At 53.9% G+C, this 18095-nt stretch carries 18 protein-coding genes; 14 read left to right on the forward strand and 4 right to left on the reverse strand.

Annotation, left to right across the window (positions count from 1 at the left end; all coding sequences use genetic code 11):
- Positions 1-240 precede the first annotated feature (240 nt).
- On the forward strand, positions 241-2787 hold the full coding sequence (gene cyaA, locus BZK42_RS23310; RefSeq protein WP_019078435.1) for a class I adenylate cyclase: 2547 nt from the start codon (positions 241-243) through the stop codon (positions 2785-2787).
- Positions 2788-2827: 40 nt separating this feature from the next.
- Here cyaA and cyaY read toward each other — a convergent pair whose 3' ends face one another.
- The gene (gene cyaY, locus BZK42_RS23315; protein ID WP_080860388.1) at positions 2828-3148 is read right to left on the reverse strand and encodes an iron donor protein CyaY; all 321 of its coding nucleotides are present in this window, start codon (positions 3146-3148) and stop codon (positions 2828-2830) included.
- Positions 3149-3286: 138 nt separating this feature from the next.
- Here cyaY and lptM point away from each other — a divergent pair, with 138 nt between their 5' ends.
- From lptM to corA, 8 genes are all read left to right on the forward strand, one after another.
- On the forward strand, positions 3287-3490 hold the full coding sequence (lptM, locus tag BZK42_RS23320; RefSeq protein ID WP_003017937.1) for an LPS translocon maturation chaperone LptM: 204 nt from the start codon (positions 3287-3289) through the stop codon (positions 3488-3490).
- Between the two features lie 48 nt (positions 3491-3538).
- Positions 3539-4363 carry a diaminopimelate epimerase gene (gene dapF, locus BZK42_RS23325; protein WP_080860390.1) on the forward strand — a complete coding sequence of 275 codons (825 nt, stop codon included), beginning with the start codon at positions 3539-3541 and terminating at the stop codon, positions 4361-4363.
- Positions 4360-5067 (forward strand): DUF484 domain-containing protein, encoded by a 708-nt coding sequence (locus BZK42_RS23330; RefSeq protein ID WP_080860392.1) that lies wholly within the window; start codon positions 4360-4362, stop codon positions 5065-5067. The genes dapF and BZK42_RS23330 overlap by 4 nt, the downstream gene beginning before the upstream one ends.
- The gene (gene xerC, locus BZK42_RS23335; RefSeq protein ID WP_049040600.1) at positions 5064-5966 is read left to right on the forward strand and encodes a tyrosine recombinase XerC; all 903 of its coding nucleotides are present in this window, start codon (positions 5064-5066) and stop codon (positions 5964-5966) included. Before BZK42_RS23330 ends, xerC begins: the two co-directional genes overlap by 4 nt.
- Complete coding sequence (gene yigB, locus BZK42_RS23340) at positions 5966-6682, forward strand: 5-amino-6-(5-phospho-D-ribitylamino)uracil phosphatase YigB (protein WP_016155129.1); 717 nt, start codon at positions 5966-5968, stop codon at positions 6680-6682. Before xerC ends, yigB begins: the two co-directional genes overlap by 1 nt.
- An 88-nt stretch (positions 6683-6770) precedes the next feature.
- Positions 6771-8933, forward strand: coding sequence for a DNA helicase II (gene uvrD / locus BZK42_RS23345; protein ID WP_003828957.1), 2163 nt, complete (start codon positions 6771-6773; stop codon positions 8931-8933).
- A 265-nt stretch (positions 8934-9198) separates the two neighbouring features.
- Positions 9199-9255: a YsgD/CorL family protein gene (ysgD, locus tag BZK42_RS29350; RefSeq protein WP_212723238.1), complete on the forward strand. Its 57-nt coding sequence runs from the start codon at positions 9199-9201 to the stop codon at positions 9253-9255.
- Positions 9256-9409: 154 nt separating this feature from the next.
- Positions 9410-10360: a magnesium/cobalt transporter CorA gene (gene corA / locus BZK42_RS23350; RefSeq protein ID WP_003017920.1), complete on the forward strand. Its 951-nt coding sequence runs from the start codon at positions 9410-9412 to the stop codon at positions 10358-10360.
- A gap of 41 nt (positions 10361-10401) precedes the next feature.
- On the opposite strand, the gene rarD is transcribed toward corA, so the two are convergent.
- Together rarD and yigI are read right to left on the reverse strand one after the other, a co-directional pair.
- Positions 10402-11295, reverse strand: coding sequence for an EamA family transporter RarD (gene rarD, locus BZK42_RS23355; RefSeq protein WP_080860395.1), 894 nt, complete (start codon positions 11293-11295; stop codon positions 10402-10404).
- Positions 11296-11346: 51 nt separating this feature from the next.
- A complete protein-coding gene (gene yigI, locus BZK42_RS23360) occupies positions 11347-11814 on the reverse strand; it encodes an acyl-CoA thioesterase YigI (RefSeq protein WP_003017917.1) in 468 nt (155 codons plus the stop codon).
- Between the two features lie 165 nt (positions 11815-11979).
- Here yigI and pldA point away from each other — a divergent pair, with 165 nt between their 5' ends.
- The 3 genes from pldA to rhtC all read left to right on the forward strand — a co-directional run bounded on the left by pldA (position 11980) and on the right by rhtC (position 15452).
- Positions 11980-12849: a phospholipase A gene (gene pldA, locus BZK42_RS23365; RefSeq protein ID WP_016157849.1), complete on the forward strand. Its 870-nt coding sequence runs from the start codon at positions 11980-11982 to the stop codon at positions 12847-12849.
- Between the two features lie 88 nt (positions 12850-12937).
- A complete protein-coding gene (recQ, locus tag BZK42_RS23370) occupies positions 12938-14767 on the forward strand; it encodes an ATP-dependent DNA helicase RecQ (protein ID WP_080860397.1) in 1830 nt (609 codons plus the stop codon).
- Positions 14768-14831: 64 nt separating this feature from the next.
- A complete protein-coding gene (gene rhtC / locus BZK42_RS23375) occupies positions 14832-15452 on the forward strand; it encodes a threonine export protein RhtC (protein ID WP_016155134.1) in 621 nt (206 codons plus the stop codon).
- A 43-nt stretch (positions 15453-15495) separates the two neighbouring features.
- Here rhtC and rhtB read toward each other — a convergent pair whose 3' ends face one another.
- Positions 15496-16116 (reverse strand): homoserine/homoserine lactone efflux protein, encoded by a 621-nt coding sequence (gene rhtB, locus BZK42_RS23380; protein WP_003828938.1) that lies wholly within the window; start codon positions 16114-16116, stop codon positions 15496-15498.
- A 110-nt stretch (positions 16117-16226) separates the two neighbouring features.
- Between rhtB and pldB the strand changes: the two genes are divergently transcribed.
- Both pldB and yigL read left to right on the forward strand, forming a co-directional pair.
- Complete coding sequence (pldB, locus tag BZK42_RS23385) at positions 16227-17243, forward strand: lysophospholipase L2 (protein WP_080860399.1); 1017 nt, start codon at positions 16227-16229, stop codon at positions 17241-17243.
- A gap of 15 nt (positions 17244-17258) precedes the next feature.
- Entirely contained in the window at positions 17259-18059 is an 801-nt protein-coding gene (gene yigL / locus BZK42_RS23390) for a sugar/pyridoxal phosphate phosphatase YigL (RefSeq protein ID WP_008787091.1), read from the forward strand.
- Positions 18060-18095: the final 36 nt, after the last annotated feature.

Raw genomic sequence — 18095 nt, forward strand, 5'->3', positions numbered from 1 at the left:
ACGTAACGAACGGTGCTACACTTGTATGTAGCGCATCTTTCTTTACGGTCAATGAGCAAGGTGTTAAATTGATCACGTTTTAGACCATTTTTTCGGCTGTACAGCATAAAAAAATATGGGCGAAAAAACAGGTAACGGTTATTTTTGACATACGGTTTATCCGAATTGATGACGATTATTGTGAGCGCTTGTGCCGCAGCAATCGACAACATGACGGATAGCAACATCAGGCGATACGTCTTGTACCTCTATATTGAGACTCTGAAACAGAGACTGGATGCCATAAATCAACTGCGTGTGGATCGCGCGCTTGCTGCCATGGGACCTGCCTTCCAGCAGGTATACAGTCTGCTGCCGACATTATTGCACTACCACCATCCGCTGATGCCGGGTTACCTTGATGGTAACGTTCCCAAAGGCATATGCCTTTACACGCCTGATGAAACCCAACGCCACTACCTGAACGAACTGGAACTGTACCGCGGTATGTCACCGCAGGATCCTCCCAAGGGCGAACTGCCTATCACCGGCGTTTACTCAATGGGCAGCACCTCTTCGGTAGGGCAAAGCTGTTCCTCTGACCTTGATATTTGGGTCTGCCATCAATCCTGGCTGGATAGCGAAGAGCGCCAGCTGCTGCAGCGTAAATGTAGCCTGCTGGAAAGCTGGGCCGCCTCGCTGGGCGTGGAAGTCAGCTTCTTCCTGATTGATGAAAACCGTTTCCGCCACAATGAAAGCGGCAGTTTGGGTGGTGAAGACTGTGGCTCGACGCAGCATATCCTGTTGCTTGATGAATTCTATCGCACCGCTGTGCGTCTCGCGGGTAAACGTATTCTGTGGAATATGGTGCCGGGCGACGAAGAAGAGCATTACGACGATTACGTCATGACGCTTTACGCACAGGGGGTGTTAACGCCAAACGAATGGCTGGATCTCGGCGGACTCAGTTCGCTCTCCGCCGAAGAGTACTTTGGCGCCAGCCTCTGGCAGCTGTACAAGAGTATCGACTCCCCGTACAAAGCGGTATTGAAAACGCTGCTGCTGGAAGCTTATTCCTGGGAATACCCCAATCCACGCCTGTTGGCGAAAGATATTAAACAGCGCCTGCACGATGGTGAGATCGTCTCTTTTGGTCTCGACCCTTACTGCATGATGCTGGAGCGCGTTACCGAGTACCTCACGGCGATCGAAGACCCGACTCGTCTGGATTTAGTGCGTCGATGTTTCTACTTAAAAGTGTGTGAGAAACTGAGCCGCGAGCGCGCCTGCGTGGGCTGGCGTCGTGAAGTATTAAGTCAGTTAGTGAAAGAGTGGGGCTGGGATGACGCCCGTCTGACCATGCTGGATAACCGCGCTAACTGGAAGATTGACCAGGTACGCGAAGCGCATAACGAACTGCTCGATGCGATGATGCAGAGCTATCGTAACCTGATCCGTTTTGCCCGCCGAAATAACCTCAGCGTGAGCGCCAGCCCGCAGGATATCGGCGTGCTGACCCGTAAGCTGTATGCCGCGTTTGAAGCATTACCAGGTAAAGTAACGCTGGTGAACCCGCAGATATCTCCGGATCTCTCGGAACCGAATCTGACCTTTATCCATGTGCCGCCGGGCCGTGCCAACCGTTCGGGTTGGTATCTCTATAACCGCGCGCCTAACATGGACTCGATCATCAGCCATCAGCCGCTGGAATATAACCGCTACCTCAATAAACTGGTGGCGTGGGCCTGGTTCAACGGCCTGCTGACCTCGCGTACGCATTTATTTATTAAGGGCAACGGCATTGTTGATTTGCCGAAGCTGCAAGAAATGGTCGCCGACGTGTCGCATCACTTCCCGCTGCGACTGCCAGCGCCAACGCCGAAAGCGCTCTATAGCCCGTGCGAGATTCGCCACCTGGCGATTATCGTTAACCTTGAATATGACCCGACGGCAGCATTTCGCAATCAGGTGGTACATTTTGATTTCCGTAAGCTGGACGTCTTCAGCTTTGGTGAAGAACAAAATTGCCTGGTGGGTAGCGTCGACCTGTTGTACCGCAACTCGTGGAATGAAGTGCGTACGCTGCACTTCAATGGTGAGCAGGCGATGATTGAAGCGTTAAAAACGATTCTCGGCAAAATGCACCAGGATGCCGCGCCGCCGGATAGCGTCGAGGTCTTCTGCTATAGCCAGCATCTGCGCGGTTTAATTCGCACCCGCGTGCAGCAACTGGTGTCTGAGTGCATCGAGTTGCGCCTCTCCAGCACCCGTCAGGAAACCGGACGCTTCAAAGCGCTGCGCGTTTCCGGTCAGACGTGGGGTCTGTTCTTCGAGCGCCTGAACGTCTCGGTACAGAAGCTGGAAAACGCGATTGAATTTTATGGCGCGATTTCACATAACAAACTGCACGGGCTTTCCGTTCAGGTTGAGACCAATCATGTGAAACTCCCGTCAGTGGTTGACGGTTTTGCCAGCGAAGGGATCATTCAGTTCTTTTTCGAAGAAACGGGTGATGAGCAGGGCTTTAATATCTACATTCTGGATGAGAGTAATCGGGCTGAGGTGTATCACCACTGCGAAGGTAGCAAAGAGGAGCTGGTACGCGATGTCAGCCGTTTCTACTCGTCGTCGCACGATCGCTTTACCTACGGCTCCAGCTTCATCAACTTTAACCTGCCGCAGTTCTATCAGATTGTGAAAACCGATGGGCGCGCGCAGGTGATCCCGTTCCGTACCCAGCCGATTAGCGCCGTGCCGCCCGTCAGTCAGGAAAACGACACTCCGCTGTTGCAGCAGTATTTCTCGTGAGCATGATGCCGGATAAGCGAAGCGTATCCGGCAATAAAACTTAACGGAAGCTCACCTCTTCACCCGCCTGCTGTGTCGCCGCCTGTTCTAGCAGATCCCAGAACGTTTCGCCGCTACGATCGCAGATCCACTCGTCGTCTTTCAGGTCAAAGTGGTAGCCGCCCTGTTTGGTCGCCAGCCACACCTGATGCAGCGGCTCCTGACGGTTAATAATAATTTTGCTGCCGTTTTCGAAGCTGATGGTCAGCACGCCGCCGTTGATCTCACAATCGATATCGCTGTCGCCGTCCCAGTCGTCCAGACGCTCTTCAATGGTCATCCACAGGGTGTCAGCAAGGCGATGAAATTCACTGTCGTTCATTTTCTTATCCTGTTTTTCGTGATGACGGCAGTATAACCTGAAACAAAACGCGTTGCAGATTACAGGCTAACTCTTGCTTTTACGCCTTCTCCTGCGATGATAGAAAACAGAAAGCATGAACTTTACAGGCAATCGATAATGAAAAACGTGTTAAAGCCACTCGCTGTCATTTTTACTCTGTTCAGCCTGACGGGCTGTGGGCTAAAAGGCCCGCTCTATTTCCCGCCAGCAGATAAAACCGCGCCGCCTCCGACCAAGAGCGTTCAGCCGCAATCACAATCCACCACGCCAGAGAAAAACGATCGTGGGATTAGTGACGGGCCTTCTCAGGTGAATTACTGACGGCAGGAATAGATGTATATTTCTGTACCCGCGTGAACGGAGTGAATGATGCAATTCTCTAAAATGCATGGCCTTGGCAACGATTTTATGGTCGTCGACGCGGTAACGCAGAATGTCTTTTTCTCACCAGAGCTGATCCGCCGCTTGTCCGACAGGCATCTCGGCGTTGGATTTGATCAACTGCTGGTGGTTGAACCTCCGTATGATCCGGAGCTGGATTTCCACTACCGTATTTTTAATGCCGACGGTAGTGAAGTGTCACAGTGTGGCAATGGCGCCCGCTGTTTTGCCCGCTTTGTTCGCCTGAAAGGGCTGACCAATAAGCGTGATATTCGCGTCAGTACCGCTAATGGTCGTATGGTATTAACCGTAACCGACGACGAGCTGGTACGGGTGAATATGGGTGAACCCAATTTTGAACCCGCGCAGGTTCCGTTTCGCGCCAACAAAGCAGAGAAGACCTATATTATGCGCGTGTCTGAACAGACAGTATTGTGCGGCGTGGTTTCAATGGGGAACCCGCACTGCGTAATTCAGGTTGATGATGTTGATACGGCCACGGTAGAAACGTTGGGGCCGGTTCTGGAAAGTCACGAACGCTTTCCTGAACGCGCCAATATCGGATTTATGCAGGTGGTAAAGCGCGAGCACATCCGGCTGCGCGTCTATGAACGCGGCGCGGGTGAAACGCAGGCCTGCGGCAGCGGTGCGTGCGCCGCTGTTGCGGTTGGTATCCAGCAGGGCCTGCTGGCAGAAGAAGTGAGGGTGGAATTACCGGGCGGTCGACTTGATATCGCCTGGAAAGGTCCGGGTCATCCGCTGTATATGACTGGCCCGGCGGCACATGTCTACGACGGATTTATTCACTTATGAAGCAACCAGGGGAAGAACTACAGGAAACGCTCATGGAGCTGGACGACCGGGCGGTCGTCGATTACCTGCAACGTAATCCTGAGTTTTTTATCCGTAATGCCCAGGCAGTTGAAGCGATGCGTGTTCCGCACCCGGTGCGGGGCACGGTCTCTTTAGTGGAATGGCATATGGCGCGGGCACGTAATCATATTAACGTGCTGGAAGAGAATATGGCGTTGTTGATGGAACAAGCCAACGCCAATGAAAGCCTGTTCTATCGTCTGTTAAATCTGCAAGCACGGCTGGTATCGGCCAGCAGTCTTGACGACATGCTGATGCGATTTCATCGCTGGGCGCGTGAGTTAGGGCTGGCTGGGGCGACGGTTCGTCTGTTCCCGGAGCGCTGGCGACTTGGTGCGCCATCAAAATTCACTCATCTGGCATTAAGCCGTCAGGCTTTTGAACCGCTGCGTATTCAGCGTCTGGGCCAGTCACTGCACTATCTTGGACCGCTCAATGGCCCGGAACTTCTGGTCATGATGCCCGAGGCGAAAGCGGTAGGCTCGGTGGCGATGTCGATGTTGGGGCAAGATGGATCCCTGGGCGTGATGCTGTTCAGCAGTCGCGACGTTAATCATTACCAGCAGGGGCAAGGTACGCAATTACTGCAGGAAATCTCGCTGATGTTGCCGGAGCTGCTGGAGCGCTGGATTGAACGCGTATGACCGACTCACCCCTTTCTCAGGATGTGGCGCGCTTTTTACGCTATCTGGGCGTTGAGCGCCAGCTTAGCCCGATCACATTGCTGAATTATCAGCGTCAGCTTGATGCCATCATTGCGTTAGCCGGAGAGACCGGTCTGCAAAGCTGGCAACAATGTGACGCTTCGATGGTACGCAGTTTTGCCGTGCGCAGCCGTCGTAAAGGGCTGGGGCCGGCGAGCCTGGCGCTGCGTCTCTCCGCATTGCGCAGTTTCTTTGACTGGCTGGTTAATCAGGGCGAGCTGAAAGCCAATCCCGCAAAAAGTGTTTCCGCGCCGAAAGCACCGCGTCATCTACCTAAAAATATCGATGTCGACGACGTTAATCGTCTGCTGGATATCGACCTCAACGATCCCCTCGCCGTGCGCGACCGGGCAATGTTAGAAGTGATGTACGGCGCAGGGCTGCGTTTGTCTGAACTGGTTGGGCTGGATATTAAACATCTCGATCTCGACACCGGCGAAGTATGGGTGATGGGGAAGGGCAGTAAAGAACGTCGCCTGCCAATTGGCCGCAATGCAGTGGCGTGGATTGAGCACTGGCTGGACCTGCGGGGGCTATTTGGCTGCGATGACGATGCGTTATTCCTGTCAAAACTGGGCAAACGCATTTCTGCGCGTAATGTACAAAAACGCTTTGCGGAATGGGGGATCAAACAGGGGCTGAACAGCCACGTACATCCCCACAAATTGCGCCACTCTTTTGCGACGCATATGCTGGAGTCGAGCGGCGATCTGCGCGGGGTACAGGAGTTATTGGGGCATGCTAATCTCTCCACTACCCAAATCTATACCCATCTTGATTTTCAACACCTGGCTTCAGTGTACGATGCGGCGCATCCACGCGCCAAACGGGGGAAATAATGCGTTTTTACCGGCCTTTGGGGCGCATTTCTGCGCTCACCTTTGACCTTGATGACACCCTTTACGATAACCGTCCCGTTATCACACGCACCGAGCAGGAAGCGCTCGCGTTTGTACAGAATTACCATCCGGCGTTGAATTCGCTGCAAAATAGCGACCTACAGCGCTTACGTCAGGCCGTTCGCGACGCTGAGCCGGAAATCTACCACGACGTTACCCAATGGCGTCACCGCGCCGTAGAGCGCGCTATGCTGGAGGCGGGATTGTCAGAAGCAGAAGCCAGAATGGGGGCAAATGCGGCGATGATGAATTTCGCCAAATGGCGTAGCCGCATTGACGTCCCGCAGGCGACGCATGACACGCTGAAGGCGCTGGCCCGCAAATGGCCGCTGGTGGCGATCACCAACGGTAACGCACAGCCAGAACTGTTCGGCCTGGGCGATTACTTTGAGTTTGTGCTGCGCGCCGGTCCCGACGGGCGATCAAAACCGTTCAGCGACATGTACGCGCTGGCGGCGGATAAACTGAAAATGCCTGTGGCTGAGATTCTGCATGTGGGCGATGACCTGACGACAGACGTGGCGGGGGCCATCCGTTGCGGTATGCAGGCCTGCTGGATCAAACCGGAAAATGCCGACCTGATGCAAACCGCAGACAGCCGTTTGCTGCCGCATATCGAAATTTCACAGTTGGCATCTCTGACCTCGCTGATATAATCACCAGCAGAACTCTGTATATATACCCAGCTTTTTGGCGGATGGCGCTACGCTTATCCGCCTTACCTACTTTTACGCGGCGGTGCCAATGGACGTTTCTTACCTGCTCGACAGCCTTAATGATAAACAGCGTGAAGCGGTGGCCGCGCCACGCAGCAACATGCTGGTTTTGGCCGGCGCGGGGAGTGGTAAAACTCGCGTGCTGGTGCACCGTATCGCCTGGTTACTGACAGTAGAGAACAACTCGCCATACTCCATTATGGCGGTGACCTTTACCAACAAAGCGGCGGCGGAAATGCGCCACCGTATTGGCCAGATCATGGGAACCAGCCAGGGCGGTATGTGGGTGGGTACATTCCACGGTCTGGCGCACCGTCTGCTGCGCGCGCACCATATGGATGCGAACCTGCCGCAGGATTTCCAGATCCTCGACAGCGAAGACCAATTGCGTTTGCTCAAGCGTTTGATCAAGGCGATGAATCTTGATGAGAAGCAGTGGCCGCCGCGTCAGGCGATGTGGTTTATCAATAGCCAGAAAGACGAAGGGCTGCGACCGCACCATCTGCAGAGCTATGGCAACCCGGTTGAGCAAACCTGGCAGAAAGTGTATCAGGCCTATCAGGAAGCGTGTGATCGCGCGGGGCTGGTGGATTTCGCCGAGCTGTTGCTGCGCGCCCATGAACTGTGGCTCAACAAGCCGCATATCCTGCAGCACTACCGCGAACGCTTTACCAATATCCTGGTAGACGAATTCCAGGATACCAACAACATTCAGTACGCCTGGATCCGCCTGTTGGCGGGCGATACCGGCAAAGTGATGATCGTTGGCGATGATGACCAGTCGATCTACGGCTGGCGCGGGGCGCAGGTGGAAAACATCCAGCGCTTCCTCACGGATTTCCCGGGCGCAGAAACTATTCGCCTGGAGCAGAACTACCGCTCGACCAACAACATCCTCAGTGCGGCCAACGCCCTGATTGAAAACAACAACGGGCGTTTGGGTAAAAAGTTGTGGACCGATGGCGTCGACGGCGAACCAATCTCACTGTACTGCGCGTTCAACGAACTCGATGAAGCGCGTTTTGTGGTCAATCGTATCAAAACCTGGCAGGACAACGGCGGTGCGCTGGAACAGTGTGCCATTCTGTATCGCAGCAACGCCCAGTCGCGCGTGCTGGAAGAGGCGTTGTTACAAGCCAGCATGCCGTACCGTATCTATGGTGGGATGCGCTTCTTCGAACGCCAGGAAATCAAAGATGCGCTCTCCTACCTGCGCCTGATCGCTAACCGCAATGACGACGCTGCATTCGAACGTGTGGTGAATACGCCAACCCGCGGGATTGGCGATCGTACATTAGATGTCGTGCGTCAGACCTCCCGTGACCGCCAGCTTACGTTGTGGCAGGCCTGTCGTGAGCTGTTGCAGGAAAAAGCCCTCGCGGGTCGTGCCGCCAGCGCCTTACAGCGTTTTATGGAGCTGATCGATGCGCTGGCGCAGGAGACCGCCGATATGCCGCTGCACGTGCAGACTGACCGGGTGATTAAAGACTCCGGCCTGCGCATGATGTACGAACAGGAAAAAGGCGAGAAGGGTCAGACGCGTATCGAAAACTTAGACGAACTGGTGACGGCAACGCGCCAGTTCAGCTACAACGAAGAAGACGAAGACTTAATGCCGCTACAGGCGTTCCTGTCTCACGCCGCGCTGGAAGCAGGCGAAGGGCAGGCGGATACCTGGCAGGATGCGGTACAACTGATGACGCTGCACTCGGCGAAAGGTCTGGAGTTCCCCCAGGTATTTATCGTGGGTATGGAAGAAGGCATGTTCCCCAGCCAGATGTCGCTGGACGAAGGTGGGCGCCTCGAAGAAGAGCGCCGCCTGGCTTACGTAGGCGTGACCCGCGCGATGCAAAAGCTGACGCTGACCTACGCCGAAACGCGTCGTCTGTACGGCAAAGAGGTTTACCACCGTCCGTCGCGCTTTATCGGCGAACTGCCGGAAGCGTGCGTTGAAGAGGTTCGCCTGCGCGCCACGGTTAGCCGCCCGGTGAGCCATCAGCGGATGGGCACGCCAATGGCGGAAAATGATACCGGCTACAAGCTCGGCCAGCGCGTGCGCCACGCTAAGTTTGGTGAGGGCACCATCGTCAATCTGGAAGGAAGCGGTGAGCACAGTCGTTTGCAGGTCGCGTTCCAGGGGCAAGGGATCAAATGGCTGGTGGCGGCCTACGCCAGACTGGAAACGGTTTGATCGGTTTGGTTTTGCCGGATGGCGACGCTGGCGCGTCTTATCCGGCCTACAGACCGGGTAACATTTTGATTTCCAGGCCGGACAAGGCGAAGCCGCCATCCCGCTATCTGTCGGTTAATATTCTGAAATCATAGATAAATAATTCCCCTCTGCTAACCTTTTTGTATAAGGGGAAATTATTACTTTTTCGCCATCTGTTGCGTGTTGACGTCAAAATTTTGCTGGCGTAACATGCGCGCACGATTACGCTAAGAGGACATTCGCCTTGGACACACCCAGTAGATACTGGCTCATTATCCTGTCATCCAGGATCAACTCCTAAGGCTATCCCTTTTTGCTGATAGCCTTCGCGGTTGTCAGCGACCTTCTGTTTTTTCCTGTCGCGCTGAGTCAGGCTGTTTAATGGTCTGAAACCCAATTTGTTTCTGTGTGCCCTCCGAACTGTCCGATAATTTTTTGCATTGGGAGTCCCGGTCATGCTGAGCGCATTTCAACTGGAAAACAATCGTTTAACTCGCCTTGAGGCAGACGAAATCGAGCACCTGGCCAGTTCGGTTTGGGTCGATTTAGTCGAGCCGGATGACGAAGAACGAAACCGTGTGCAAAAGGACTTGGGCCAGAATCTGGCTACGCGCCCTGAACTGGAAGACATCGAAGCATCTGCGCGTTTTTTTGAAGACGAAGACGGTCTGCACATTCACTCCTTCTTCTTCTATGAAGATGCCGACGATCACGCGGGTAACTCAACCGTCGCATTTACCATTCGCGAAGGTCGCCTGTTTACTCTGCGCGAGCGCGAGCTGCCGGCATTTCGCCTGTACCGCATGCGTGCGCGTAATCAGGCGATGGTGGATGGCAATGCCTACGAGCTGCTGCTCGACCTGTTTGAAACTAAAATTGAACAGTTGGCGGATGAGATCGAAAACATCTACAGCGACCTGGAAAAACTCAGCCGTGTGATCATGGAAGGGCGTCAGGGCGATGAATATGACGAAGCGCTTTCGACGCTGGCGGAACTGGAAGATATTGGCTGGAAGGTCCGCCTGTGTCTGATGGATACCCAGCGCGCACTGAACTTCCTGGTGCGTAAAGCGCGTTTGCCGGGGAGTCAGCTGGAACAGGCGCGTGAGATTCTGCGCGATATCGAATCCCTGCTGCCGCACAACGAATCACTGTTCCAGAAGGTTAACTTCCTGATGCAGGCGGCGATGGGCTTTATCAATATCGAGCAGAACCGCATCATCAAGATCTTCTCGGTGGTCTCTGTGGTGTTCCTGCCGCCGACGCTGGTGGCTTCCAGCTACGGGATGAACTTTGAGTTCATGCCGGAACTGCACTGGAGCTTCGGTTACCCAGGGGCGATTGTCTTTATGATGCTCGCGGGTCTGGCACCGTATCTGTACTTTAAGCGCAAGAACTGGCTGTAATGGCTGTGCCGGATGGCGGTTACGCCTTATCCGGCACTTCTTCAGCTCCGACGTACCCGTCGTTGCGTATAAATCGCATCCATCACGAAAACTGCCAGCGCCACCCAGATAAACGCAAACGTGACCATTTTATCCGCTCCCGGAACTTCACCGTAGAAAGTGACGGCCAGCAGGAACATTAGCGTGGGTCCGATATACTGGAAGAAACCCAGCGTGGACAGACGCAGGCGGGTCGCCGCGCCGGTAAAGCACAGCAGCGGAATGGTGGTCACGACACCCGCAGCAATCAGCAGCAGATTGAGCGACATGGGGTTTTGCCCCATATGGCTGGTTGGGCTGTCCGCGATGCCAAACAGATAGATAGCCGCAACAGGTAAAAGCCACAGGGTTTCGATCAGCATGCCGATTTGTGCTTCGACGGCAATCTTCTTGCGTACCAGACCATAGAAAGCAAAGCTGAACGCCAGGCCCAACGCGATGATTGGCAGCGATCCGAAGGTCCACAGCTGTACCAGTACGCCGCAGGCGGCTAACAGTACCGCCAGCCACTGCATGCGACGAAAGCGCTCGCCGAGGAAAAGCATTCCCAGCACAATATTCACCAGCGGGTTAATAAAATAGCCCAGGCTGGCTTCCAGCATATGATGATTATTGACCGCCCAAATGAACAGCAGCCAGTTTCCACCGATGAGCACTGCAGAGAGCGCCAGCAGGAAGATCTTCTTTGGCGTTTGTAGCAGCGTTTTGATGCCCGACCACTGGCGGCTGATGCTCATCAGTACCACCATAAAGAAAAATGACCAGATGACGCGGTGCGTCAGGATCTCATCCGCCGGGACATAGTAAATCAGCTTGAAGTAGGCAGGAGCGATACCCCAAATAAAATAAGCAGCAAGAGCGAGTAACACGCCCTGCCGCGTTTGTTTAGCATCCATCGGGAAAACTCATTTCAGAAATGTAACAGCAGTTTACCTTTTTTTGGGCACTTACCCCACCATATAAGTAGCGGTTGCGCTGGCAATATAAAGCTGTTCTTCGTTATGCAGTTCCACGCGCGCAACGGCGACTTTATTCCCCGCCCGCAGCAGGCTGCTGGTAGCGGTAAAGCGATTTCCTCTCCCCGGGCGCAGGTAATCAACGCGCAAATCGATTGTTCCCATGCGCGACATTCGCTGACGCAGTTCGTCCTCGCTGATCGTCTCATGGCGGGTCAGCGTACTGCCAACGCACACCAGCCCGGCGGCAACGTCCAGCGCCGACGCGATCACGCCGCCATGCAGAATGCTTTGCGCCCAGTTGCCGACCATCATCGGTTGATTATTAAAGGCTAATTGAGCAAATTCTTTCTCATAGCGTTCAAGCTCCAGACCCAGCGCCCGGTTAAACGGCATATGATAGACAAACATTTCACCCACTAACTTCAGCGCTTCCTCAGCAGTAAGTACGGCAGACATACGATCCCTACATCTCAATGGTTAATGAAATGTTGATATTATGCTTATTATTTGTTGTTTTCTACTTTAGGACGGGATAACTAACGAGGAACTCGCTAAGTATGTAGAATACTTGCCAGATAATTATACAATTCATCAATATTTTGGTTCAGGAGAACATTACCGATGCGGGCGATTCTGGGATGGTTACTACCAGCAGTCATGCTGCCGTTGACCGCGTATGCGCAGGAAGCGACAGTGAAAGAGATTCATGATGCACCGGCGGTTCGCGGCAGTATCATCGCCAACATGCTGCAGGAGCATGACAACCCTTTCACGCTTTATCCTTATGAGACCAACTATCTCATCTACACCAATACCAGCGACATGAACAAAGAGGCGATCAGCAGCTATAGCTGGTCCGAAAATGCGCGCAAAGATGAGGTTAAGTTTCAGCTAAGCCTGGCGTTTCCGCTCTGGCGCGGAATATTAGGCCCGAACTCGGTACTCGGCGGTTCCTATACCCAGAAGTCCTGGTGGCAGCTTTCGAACAGTGAAGAGTCTGCGCCATTTCGCGAAACCAACTATGAACCGCAATTGTTCCTCGGTTTCGCCACCGACTATCGCTTTGCCGGTTGGACGCTCCGCGATGTCGAAATGGGCTATAACCATGACTCCAATGGTCGATCCGACCCCACCTCACGTAGCTGGAACCGCCTTTACACCCGGCTGATGGCTGAAAACGGTAACTGGCTGGTGGAAGTTAAGCCGTGGTACGTTATCGGCAGCACTGACGATAACCCTGATATCACCAAATATATGGGCTACTATCAGTTGAAAATGGGTTATCACCTGGGTGACGCGGTGATCAGTGTGAAAGGCCAGTACAACTGGAATACCGGCTACGGCGGCGCAGAGCTGGGGGCCAGTTATCCCATTACCAAGCATGTGCGTCTTTATACCCAGGTCTACAGCGGCTACGGCGAATCACTGATTGACTACAACTTCAATCAGACCCGTGTTGGCGTGGGTGTAATGCTTAACGATATCTTCTGACAGGTATTGAGAGTATTTTAATCATTGCAGTTTCTCTCTCAGGCGCTGAAAATAGCGCCTGTTTTTATTTCAGGCTAATGGGGTTAATGTGGCGCAGGCGGAAGTGTTGAATCTGGAAATGGGCGCTAAACAGGTTTTGCAGGAAACCTTTGGCTACCAACAGTTTCGCCCTGGTCAGGAAGAAATCATTGATACCGTGATCGCTGGTCGCGACTGCCTGGTCGTTATGCCGACCGGTGGCGGAAAATCCCTGTGCTATCAAATTCCCGCATTATTGCTTAACGGCCTCACCGTTGTTGTTTCTCCGCTGATTTCTCTGATGAAAGATCAGGTCGATCAACTGCTTGCCAACGGCGTGGCGGCCGCGTGTCTGAACTCCACCCAAAGTCGTGAGCAGCAGCTTGAGGTGATGGCAGGCTGTCGTAGCGGGCAGATTCGCTTACTGTACATTGCGCCCGAACGCCTGATGCTGGATAACTTCCTTGAAAATCTGGCGCACTGGAACCCGGTGCTGCTGGCGGTTGATGAAGCGCACTGTATTTCGCAGTGGGGGCATGATTTCCGCCCGGAATACGCCGCGCTGGGGCAGTTGCGTCAGCGTTTCCCAACTCTGCCGTTTGTCGCGCTGACCGCGACCGCGGACGAGACAACCCGGCTGGATATTGTGCGTCTGCTGGGGCTCAACGACCCGTTAATTCAGATCAGCAGCTTTGATCGCCCGAATATTCGCTACATGTTGATGGAGAAGTTTAAGCCGCTCGATCAACTGATGCGCTACGTGCAAGAGCAGCGCGGTAAGTCCGGTATTATCTACTGTAACAGTCGCGCTAAAGTAGAAGACACCGCCGCGCGTCTGCAAAGCCGAGGCATTAGCGCCGGGGCTTATCATGCCGGGCTGGAAAACGCTGTACGTGCAGAAGTGCAGGAGAAATTCCAGCGTGATGACCTGCAAATCGTCGTAGCGACCGTGGCGTTTGGCATGGGAATCAACAAACCCAACGTACGCTTCGTGGTGCATTTCGATATTCCGCGCAACATCGAGTCCTATTACCAGGAAACCGGCCGCGCCGGGCGTGACGGCCTGCCTGCGGAAGCAATGCTGTTTTACGATCCGGCTGATATGGCATGGCTGCGCCGTTGCCTCGAAGAGAAACCCGCCGGACAACTGCTGAATATCGAACGGCATAAGCTCAATGCGATGGGGGCGTTTGCCGAGGCGCAAACCTGTCGTCGTCTGGTGCTGTTGAACTATTTTGGCGAGGGGCGTCAGGAGCCGTGTGGTAACTGCGACATCTGTCTCGACCCGCCAAAACAGTACGACGGACTCATGGATGCGCGCAAAGCGCTGTCGACTATCTACCGTGTTAATCAACGCTTTGGTATGGGTTATGTCGTGGAGGTTCTGCGCGGAGCGAATAACCAGCGAATTCGCGAGCTGGCCCATGACAAGCTGCCTGTCTATGGCATTGGTCGTGAGCAAAGCCACGAACATTGGGTAAGCGTTATCCGCCAGCTTATTCATCTTGGGCTGGTGACGCAGAATATTGCTCATCACTCCGCGTTACAGCTAACCGAAGCCGCGCGTCCGGTACTGCGTGGTGATGTTGCGCTACAGCTTGCGGTACCGCGAATTGTGGCGCTGAAACCGCGAGCGATGCAGAAATCCTTCGGTGGCAATTACGATCGCAAACTGTTCGCCAAATTGCGGAAGCTGCGTAAAGCCATTGCTGATGAAGAGAATATCCCGCCGTATGTGGTGTTCAACGACGCCACGCTGATTGAAATGGCTGAGCAGATGCCGGTTTCACCGAGCGAAATGCTGAGCGTTAATGGCGTGGGTATGCGTAAACTTGAGCGTTTTGGCAAAGAGTTTATGGCGCTTATTCGCGCGCACGTTGATGGTGACGACGAAGAGTAGTCAGCCAGGCAAAAAAGTGCCAGGATGGTGACTCACTGAACTATTTCCCCCGCGAGTCATTTTTATGTTAACGCTATTTTTCACCGTTGCGTTGGTGCATATCGTTGCGCTGATGAGCCCTGGTCCCGACTTTTTCTTTGTTTCTCAAACAGCGGTTAGCCGTTCGCGCAAAGAAGCCATGATGGGCGTGCTGGGTATTACCTGTGGCGTCATGGTCTGGGCTGGCGTAGCGCTGCTCGGCCTACATCTGATTATCGAAAAAATGGCCTGGCTGCACACCATTATTATGGTGGGCGGGGGGCTGTATCTGTGCTGGATGGGTTATCAGATGCTACGTGGTGCATTTAAAAAACAGGATGTTGCGACTCCCACTCCGCAAGTTGAGCTGGCACAGAGCGGACGCAGCTTTTTGAAGGGGCTGCTGACCAACCTGGCGAACCCTAAAGCCATTATCTATTTTGGCTCCGTGTTCTCATTGTTCGTTGGCGATAACGTGGGAACGGGCGCACGCTGGGGGATCTTTGCCCTGATCATCGTGGAAACGTTGGCGTGGTTTACCGTAGTCGCCAGCCTGTTTGCACTGCCGAAAATGCGTCGTGGCTATCAGCGTCTGGCGAAGTGGATTGATGGTTTTGCCGGTGCGCTGTTTGCGGGCTTCGGTATCCACCTGATTATTTCGCGTTAAGTTTCTTCCGGGCCGGATAAGCGCAGCGCCTCCGGCACCTTCATCAGGCATGCCGTGCCGAGGCTAACAAGGCGCCTATCAGCATAAACAGCGAGCCAAACACTTTGTTTAACGCTTTCATTTGCTTTGGCCCTTTAATCCAGCCAGCAATGCGCGTGGCCAGCGTCGCGTAACCGATCATCACAATGATATCGACCACGATGGTCGTGACGCCAAGCACCACATACTGCATTAACTGCGGTTCCTGCGGCAGGATAAACTGCGGGAACAGGGCGGCAAGGAAAACAATGCTCTTGGGGTTGGTCAGATTAACAAAGACTGCGCGTTTAAACAGGCGGCTGCGCGATTGCGTATTCGCCATGGTGTTCAGATCGATAGCGCCCGCTGCCCGCCATTGCTGAATACCCAGCCAAATCAGATAGGCCGCCCCCGCCCACTTCAGCACCTCAAATGCGATAACCGAACGTGAAAATAGCGTTCCCAGTCCTACGCCAACCAGAACGATATGAATGCCAAGTCCGGTCTGCAAACCAGCAATCGACGCGCTGGCGCCGCGATAACCGTGACTGATGGCGGTGGTCATGGTGTTGATTGCGCCAGAGCCTGGAGACAAGCTCAAAATAATAGAGGTCAACAGGTAGGCGAACCACCATTCAAAGGTCATGAGAAACTCCCGGATTGTCTATTTTTATGCCACAATACGCTACTGCCGTTAGGTTGTGTCAGCGACGGCGAAAAAAACGATTTTACTTGGTCAGCGAGGCTGGATACCCGATGTTTCAGCAGCAAAAAGACTGGGAAACAAGAGAAAACGCGTTTGCTGCTTTTTCCATGGGGCCACTGACAGATTTCTGGCGTCAGCGGGAAGAAGCGGAATTTACGGGCGTGGATGATATCCCCGTCCATTTTGTGCGTTTTCACGCAGAAAAAAACGATCGCGTCATCGTCGTCTGTCCTGGACGCATTGAAAGCTACGTGAAATACGCTGAACTGGCGTATGACCTGTTTCATTCTGGTTTTGACGTCCTCATTATCGATCACCGTGGCCAGGGGCGTTCCGGGCGTATGCTTTCGGACCCGCATCGCGGTCATGTCGATAACTTTAATGACTATGTCGACGATTTAACCGCCTTCTGGCAGCAGGAAGTGCTACCCGGTCCGTGGAGAAAGCGCTATATACTGGCGCATTCAATGGGCGGTGCGATTGCCACGTTATTCTTGCAGCGCCACCCGAATCAGTGTGATGCCATCGCGCTTTGCGCGCCGATGTTTGGTATTGTGATGCGCTTTCCCGACTGGATGGTACGCCACATTCTGGACTGGGCTGAAGGGCATCCGCGGATCCGCGAAGGTTATGCGATGGGTACCGGGCGCTGGCGGGCGCTGCCATTCGGTATGAATGTGTTAACCCATAGTCGACAGCGCTATCGGCGCAATCTACGCTTCTATGCGGATGAGCCGCGGCTGCGCGTTGGCGGCCCCACCTACCACTGGGTACGTGAAGGTATTCTGGCAGGCGAACAGGTTCTGGCTGGAGCAGGAGACGACGCGACGCCGACGCTGCTGATTCAGGCCGAAGAAGAGCGTGTGGTAGATAACCGCATGCACGATCGTTTTTGTGAACTCCGCGCCGCAGCGGGCCATCCCGTAGAAGGGGGGCAGCCGCTGGTCATCAAAGGCGCGTACCATGAGATCCTTTTTGAAAAGGACGCAATGCGCTCAGTCGCGCTTAACGCTATTGTCGAATTTTTCGACAAGCATAACTCATCCAGCGGAACCCGCTTTGCCTAGAGGTTGAATTTTCTTATGTATCAGGTTGTTGCGTCTGATTTAGACGGTACGCTGCTTTCTCCCGACCATACTCTGTCCCCTTATGCCAAAGAGACGCTGAAGTTATTGACCGCTCGTGGCGTTAACTTCGTGTTTGCGACTGGCCGTCATCATGTTGATGTGGGGCAAATTCGCGATAACCTCGGCATTAAAACCTACATGATCACGTCCAACGGCGCGCGTGTGCATGATTCTGACGGAAATCTGGTGTTTTCGCATAACCTGGATCGCGACATTGCCAGCGACCTGTTTGGCGTAGTGAATGCAAACCCGGACATCGTTACCAACGTTTATCGTGATGATGAGTGGTTTATGAACCGCCATCGCCCGGACGAAATGCGCTTCTTCAAAGAAGCAGTGTTTAACTATTCACTGTTTGAACCTGCGCTACTGGAGCCGGAAGGCGTGAGTAAGGTGTTTTTCACCACCGATTCTCACGAAAGGCTGCTGCCGCTGGAGCAGGCGATTAACGCCCGCTGGGGCGACCGCGTCAACGTCAGTTTCTCTACGCTTACCTGCCTGGAAGTCATGGCTGGCGGCGTATCGAAAGGTCATGCGCTTGAAGCGGTAGCGAAAGCGATGGGCTACAGCCTGAAAGATTGCATCGCTTTTGGCGACGGAATGAACGATGCGGAAATGCTCTCCATGGCAGGTAAAGGCTGCATTATGGGCAACGCTCACCAGCGCCTGAAGGATCTGCATCCGGAACTGGAAGTCATTGGTCTTAATGCCGACGATGCCGTGCCGCATTATCTGCGTGAGCTGTTTTTGCAGTAATGTTTTTGTTCGTTAGTTGACCAGATGTCAACTTAA

The organism is Citrobacter braakii, from assembly GCF_002075345.1.
Lineage (GTDB): Bacteria > Pseudomonadota > Gammaproteobacteria > Enterobacterales > Enterobacteriaceae > Citrobacter > Citrobacter braakii.

Bases quoted from the DNA above. Each gene is read 5' to 3' on its own strand.
- cyaY (WP_080860388.1), bottom strand. From the start codon at position 3,148: ATGAACGACAGTGAATTTCATCGCCTTGCTGACACCCTGTGGATGACC.
- lptM (WP_003017937.1), top strand. From the start codon at position 3,287: ATGAAAAACGTGTTAAAGCCACTCGCTGTCATTTTTACTCTGTTCAGC.
- dapF (WP_080860390.1), top strand. From the start codon at position 3,539: ATGCAATTCTCTAAAATGCATGGCCTTGGCAACGATTTTATGGTCGTC.
- BZK42_RS23330 (WP_080860392.1), top strand. From the start codon at position 4,360: ATGAAGCAACCAGGGGAAGAACTACAGGAAACGCTCATGGAGCTGGAC.
- xerC (WP_049040600.1), top strand. From the start codon at position 5,064: ATGACCGACTCACCCCTTTCTCAGGATGTGGCGCGCTTTTTACGCTAT.
- yigB (WP_016155129.1), top strand. From the start codon at position 5,966: ATGCGTTTTTACCGGCCTTTGGGGCGCATTTCTGCGCTCACCTTTGAC.
- uvrD (WP_003828957.1), top strand. From the start codon at position 6,771: ATGGACGTTTCTTACCTGCTCGACAGCCTTAATGATAAACAGCGTGAA.
- corA (WP_003017920.1), top strand. From the start codon at position 9,410: ATGCTGAGCGCATTTCAACTGGAAAACAATCGTTTAACTCGCCTTGAG.
- rarD (WP_080860395.1), bottom strand. From the start codon at position 11,295: ATGGATGCTAAACAAACGCGGCAGGGCGTGTTACTCGCTCTTGCTGCT.
- yigI (WP_003017917.1), bottom strand. From the start codon at position 11,814: ATGTCTGCCGTACTTACTGCTGAGGAAGCGCTGAAGTTAGTGGGTGAA.
- pldA (WP_016157849.1), top strand. From the start codon at position 11,980: ATGCGGGCGATTCTGGGATGGTTACTACCAGCAGTCATGCTGCCGTTG.
- rhtC (WP_016155134.1), top strand. From the start codon at position 14,832: ATGTTAACGCTATTTTTCACCGTTGCGTTGGTGCATATCGTTGCGCTG.
- rhtB (WP_003828938.1), bottom strand. From the start codon at position 16,116: ATGACCTTTGAATGGTGGTTCGCCTACCTGTTGACCTCTATTATTTTG.
- pldB (WP_080860399.1), top strand. From the start codon at position 16,227: ATGTTTCAGCAGCAAAAAGACTGGGAAACAAGAGAAAACGCGTTTGCT.
- yigL (WP_008787091.1), top strand. From the start codon at position 17,259: ATGTATCAGGTTGTTGCGTCTGATTTAGACGGTACGCTGCTTTCTCCC.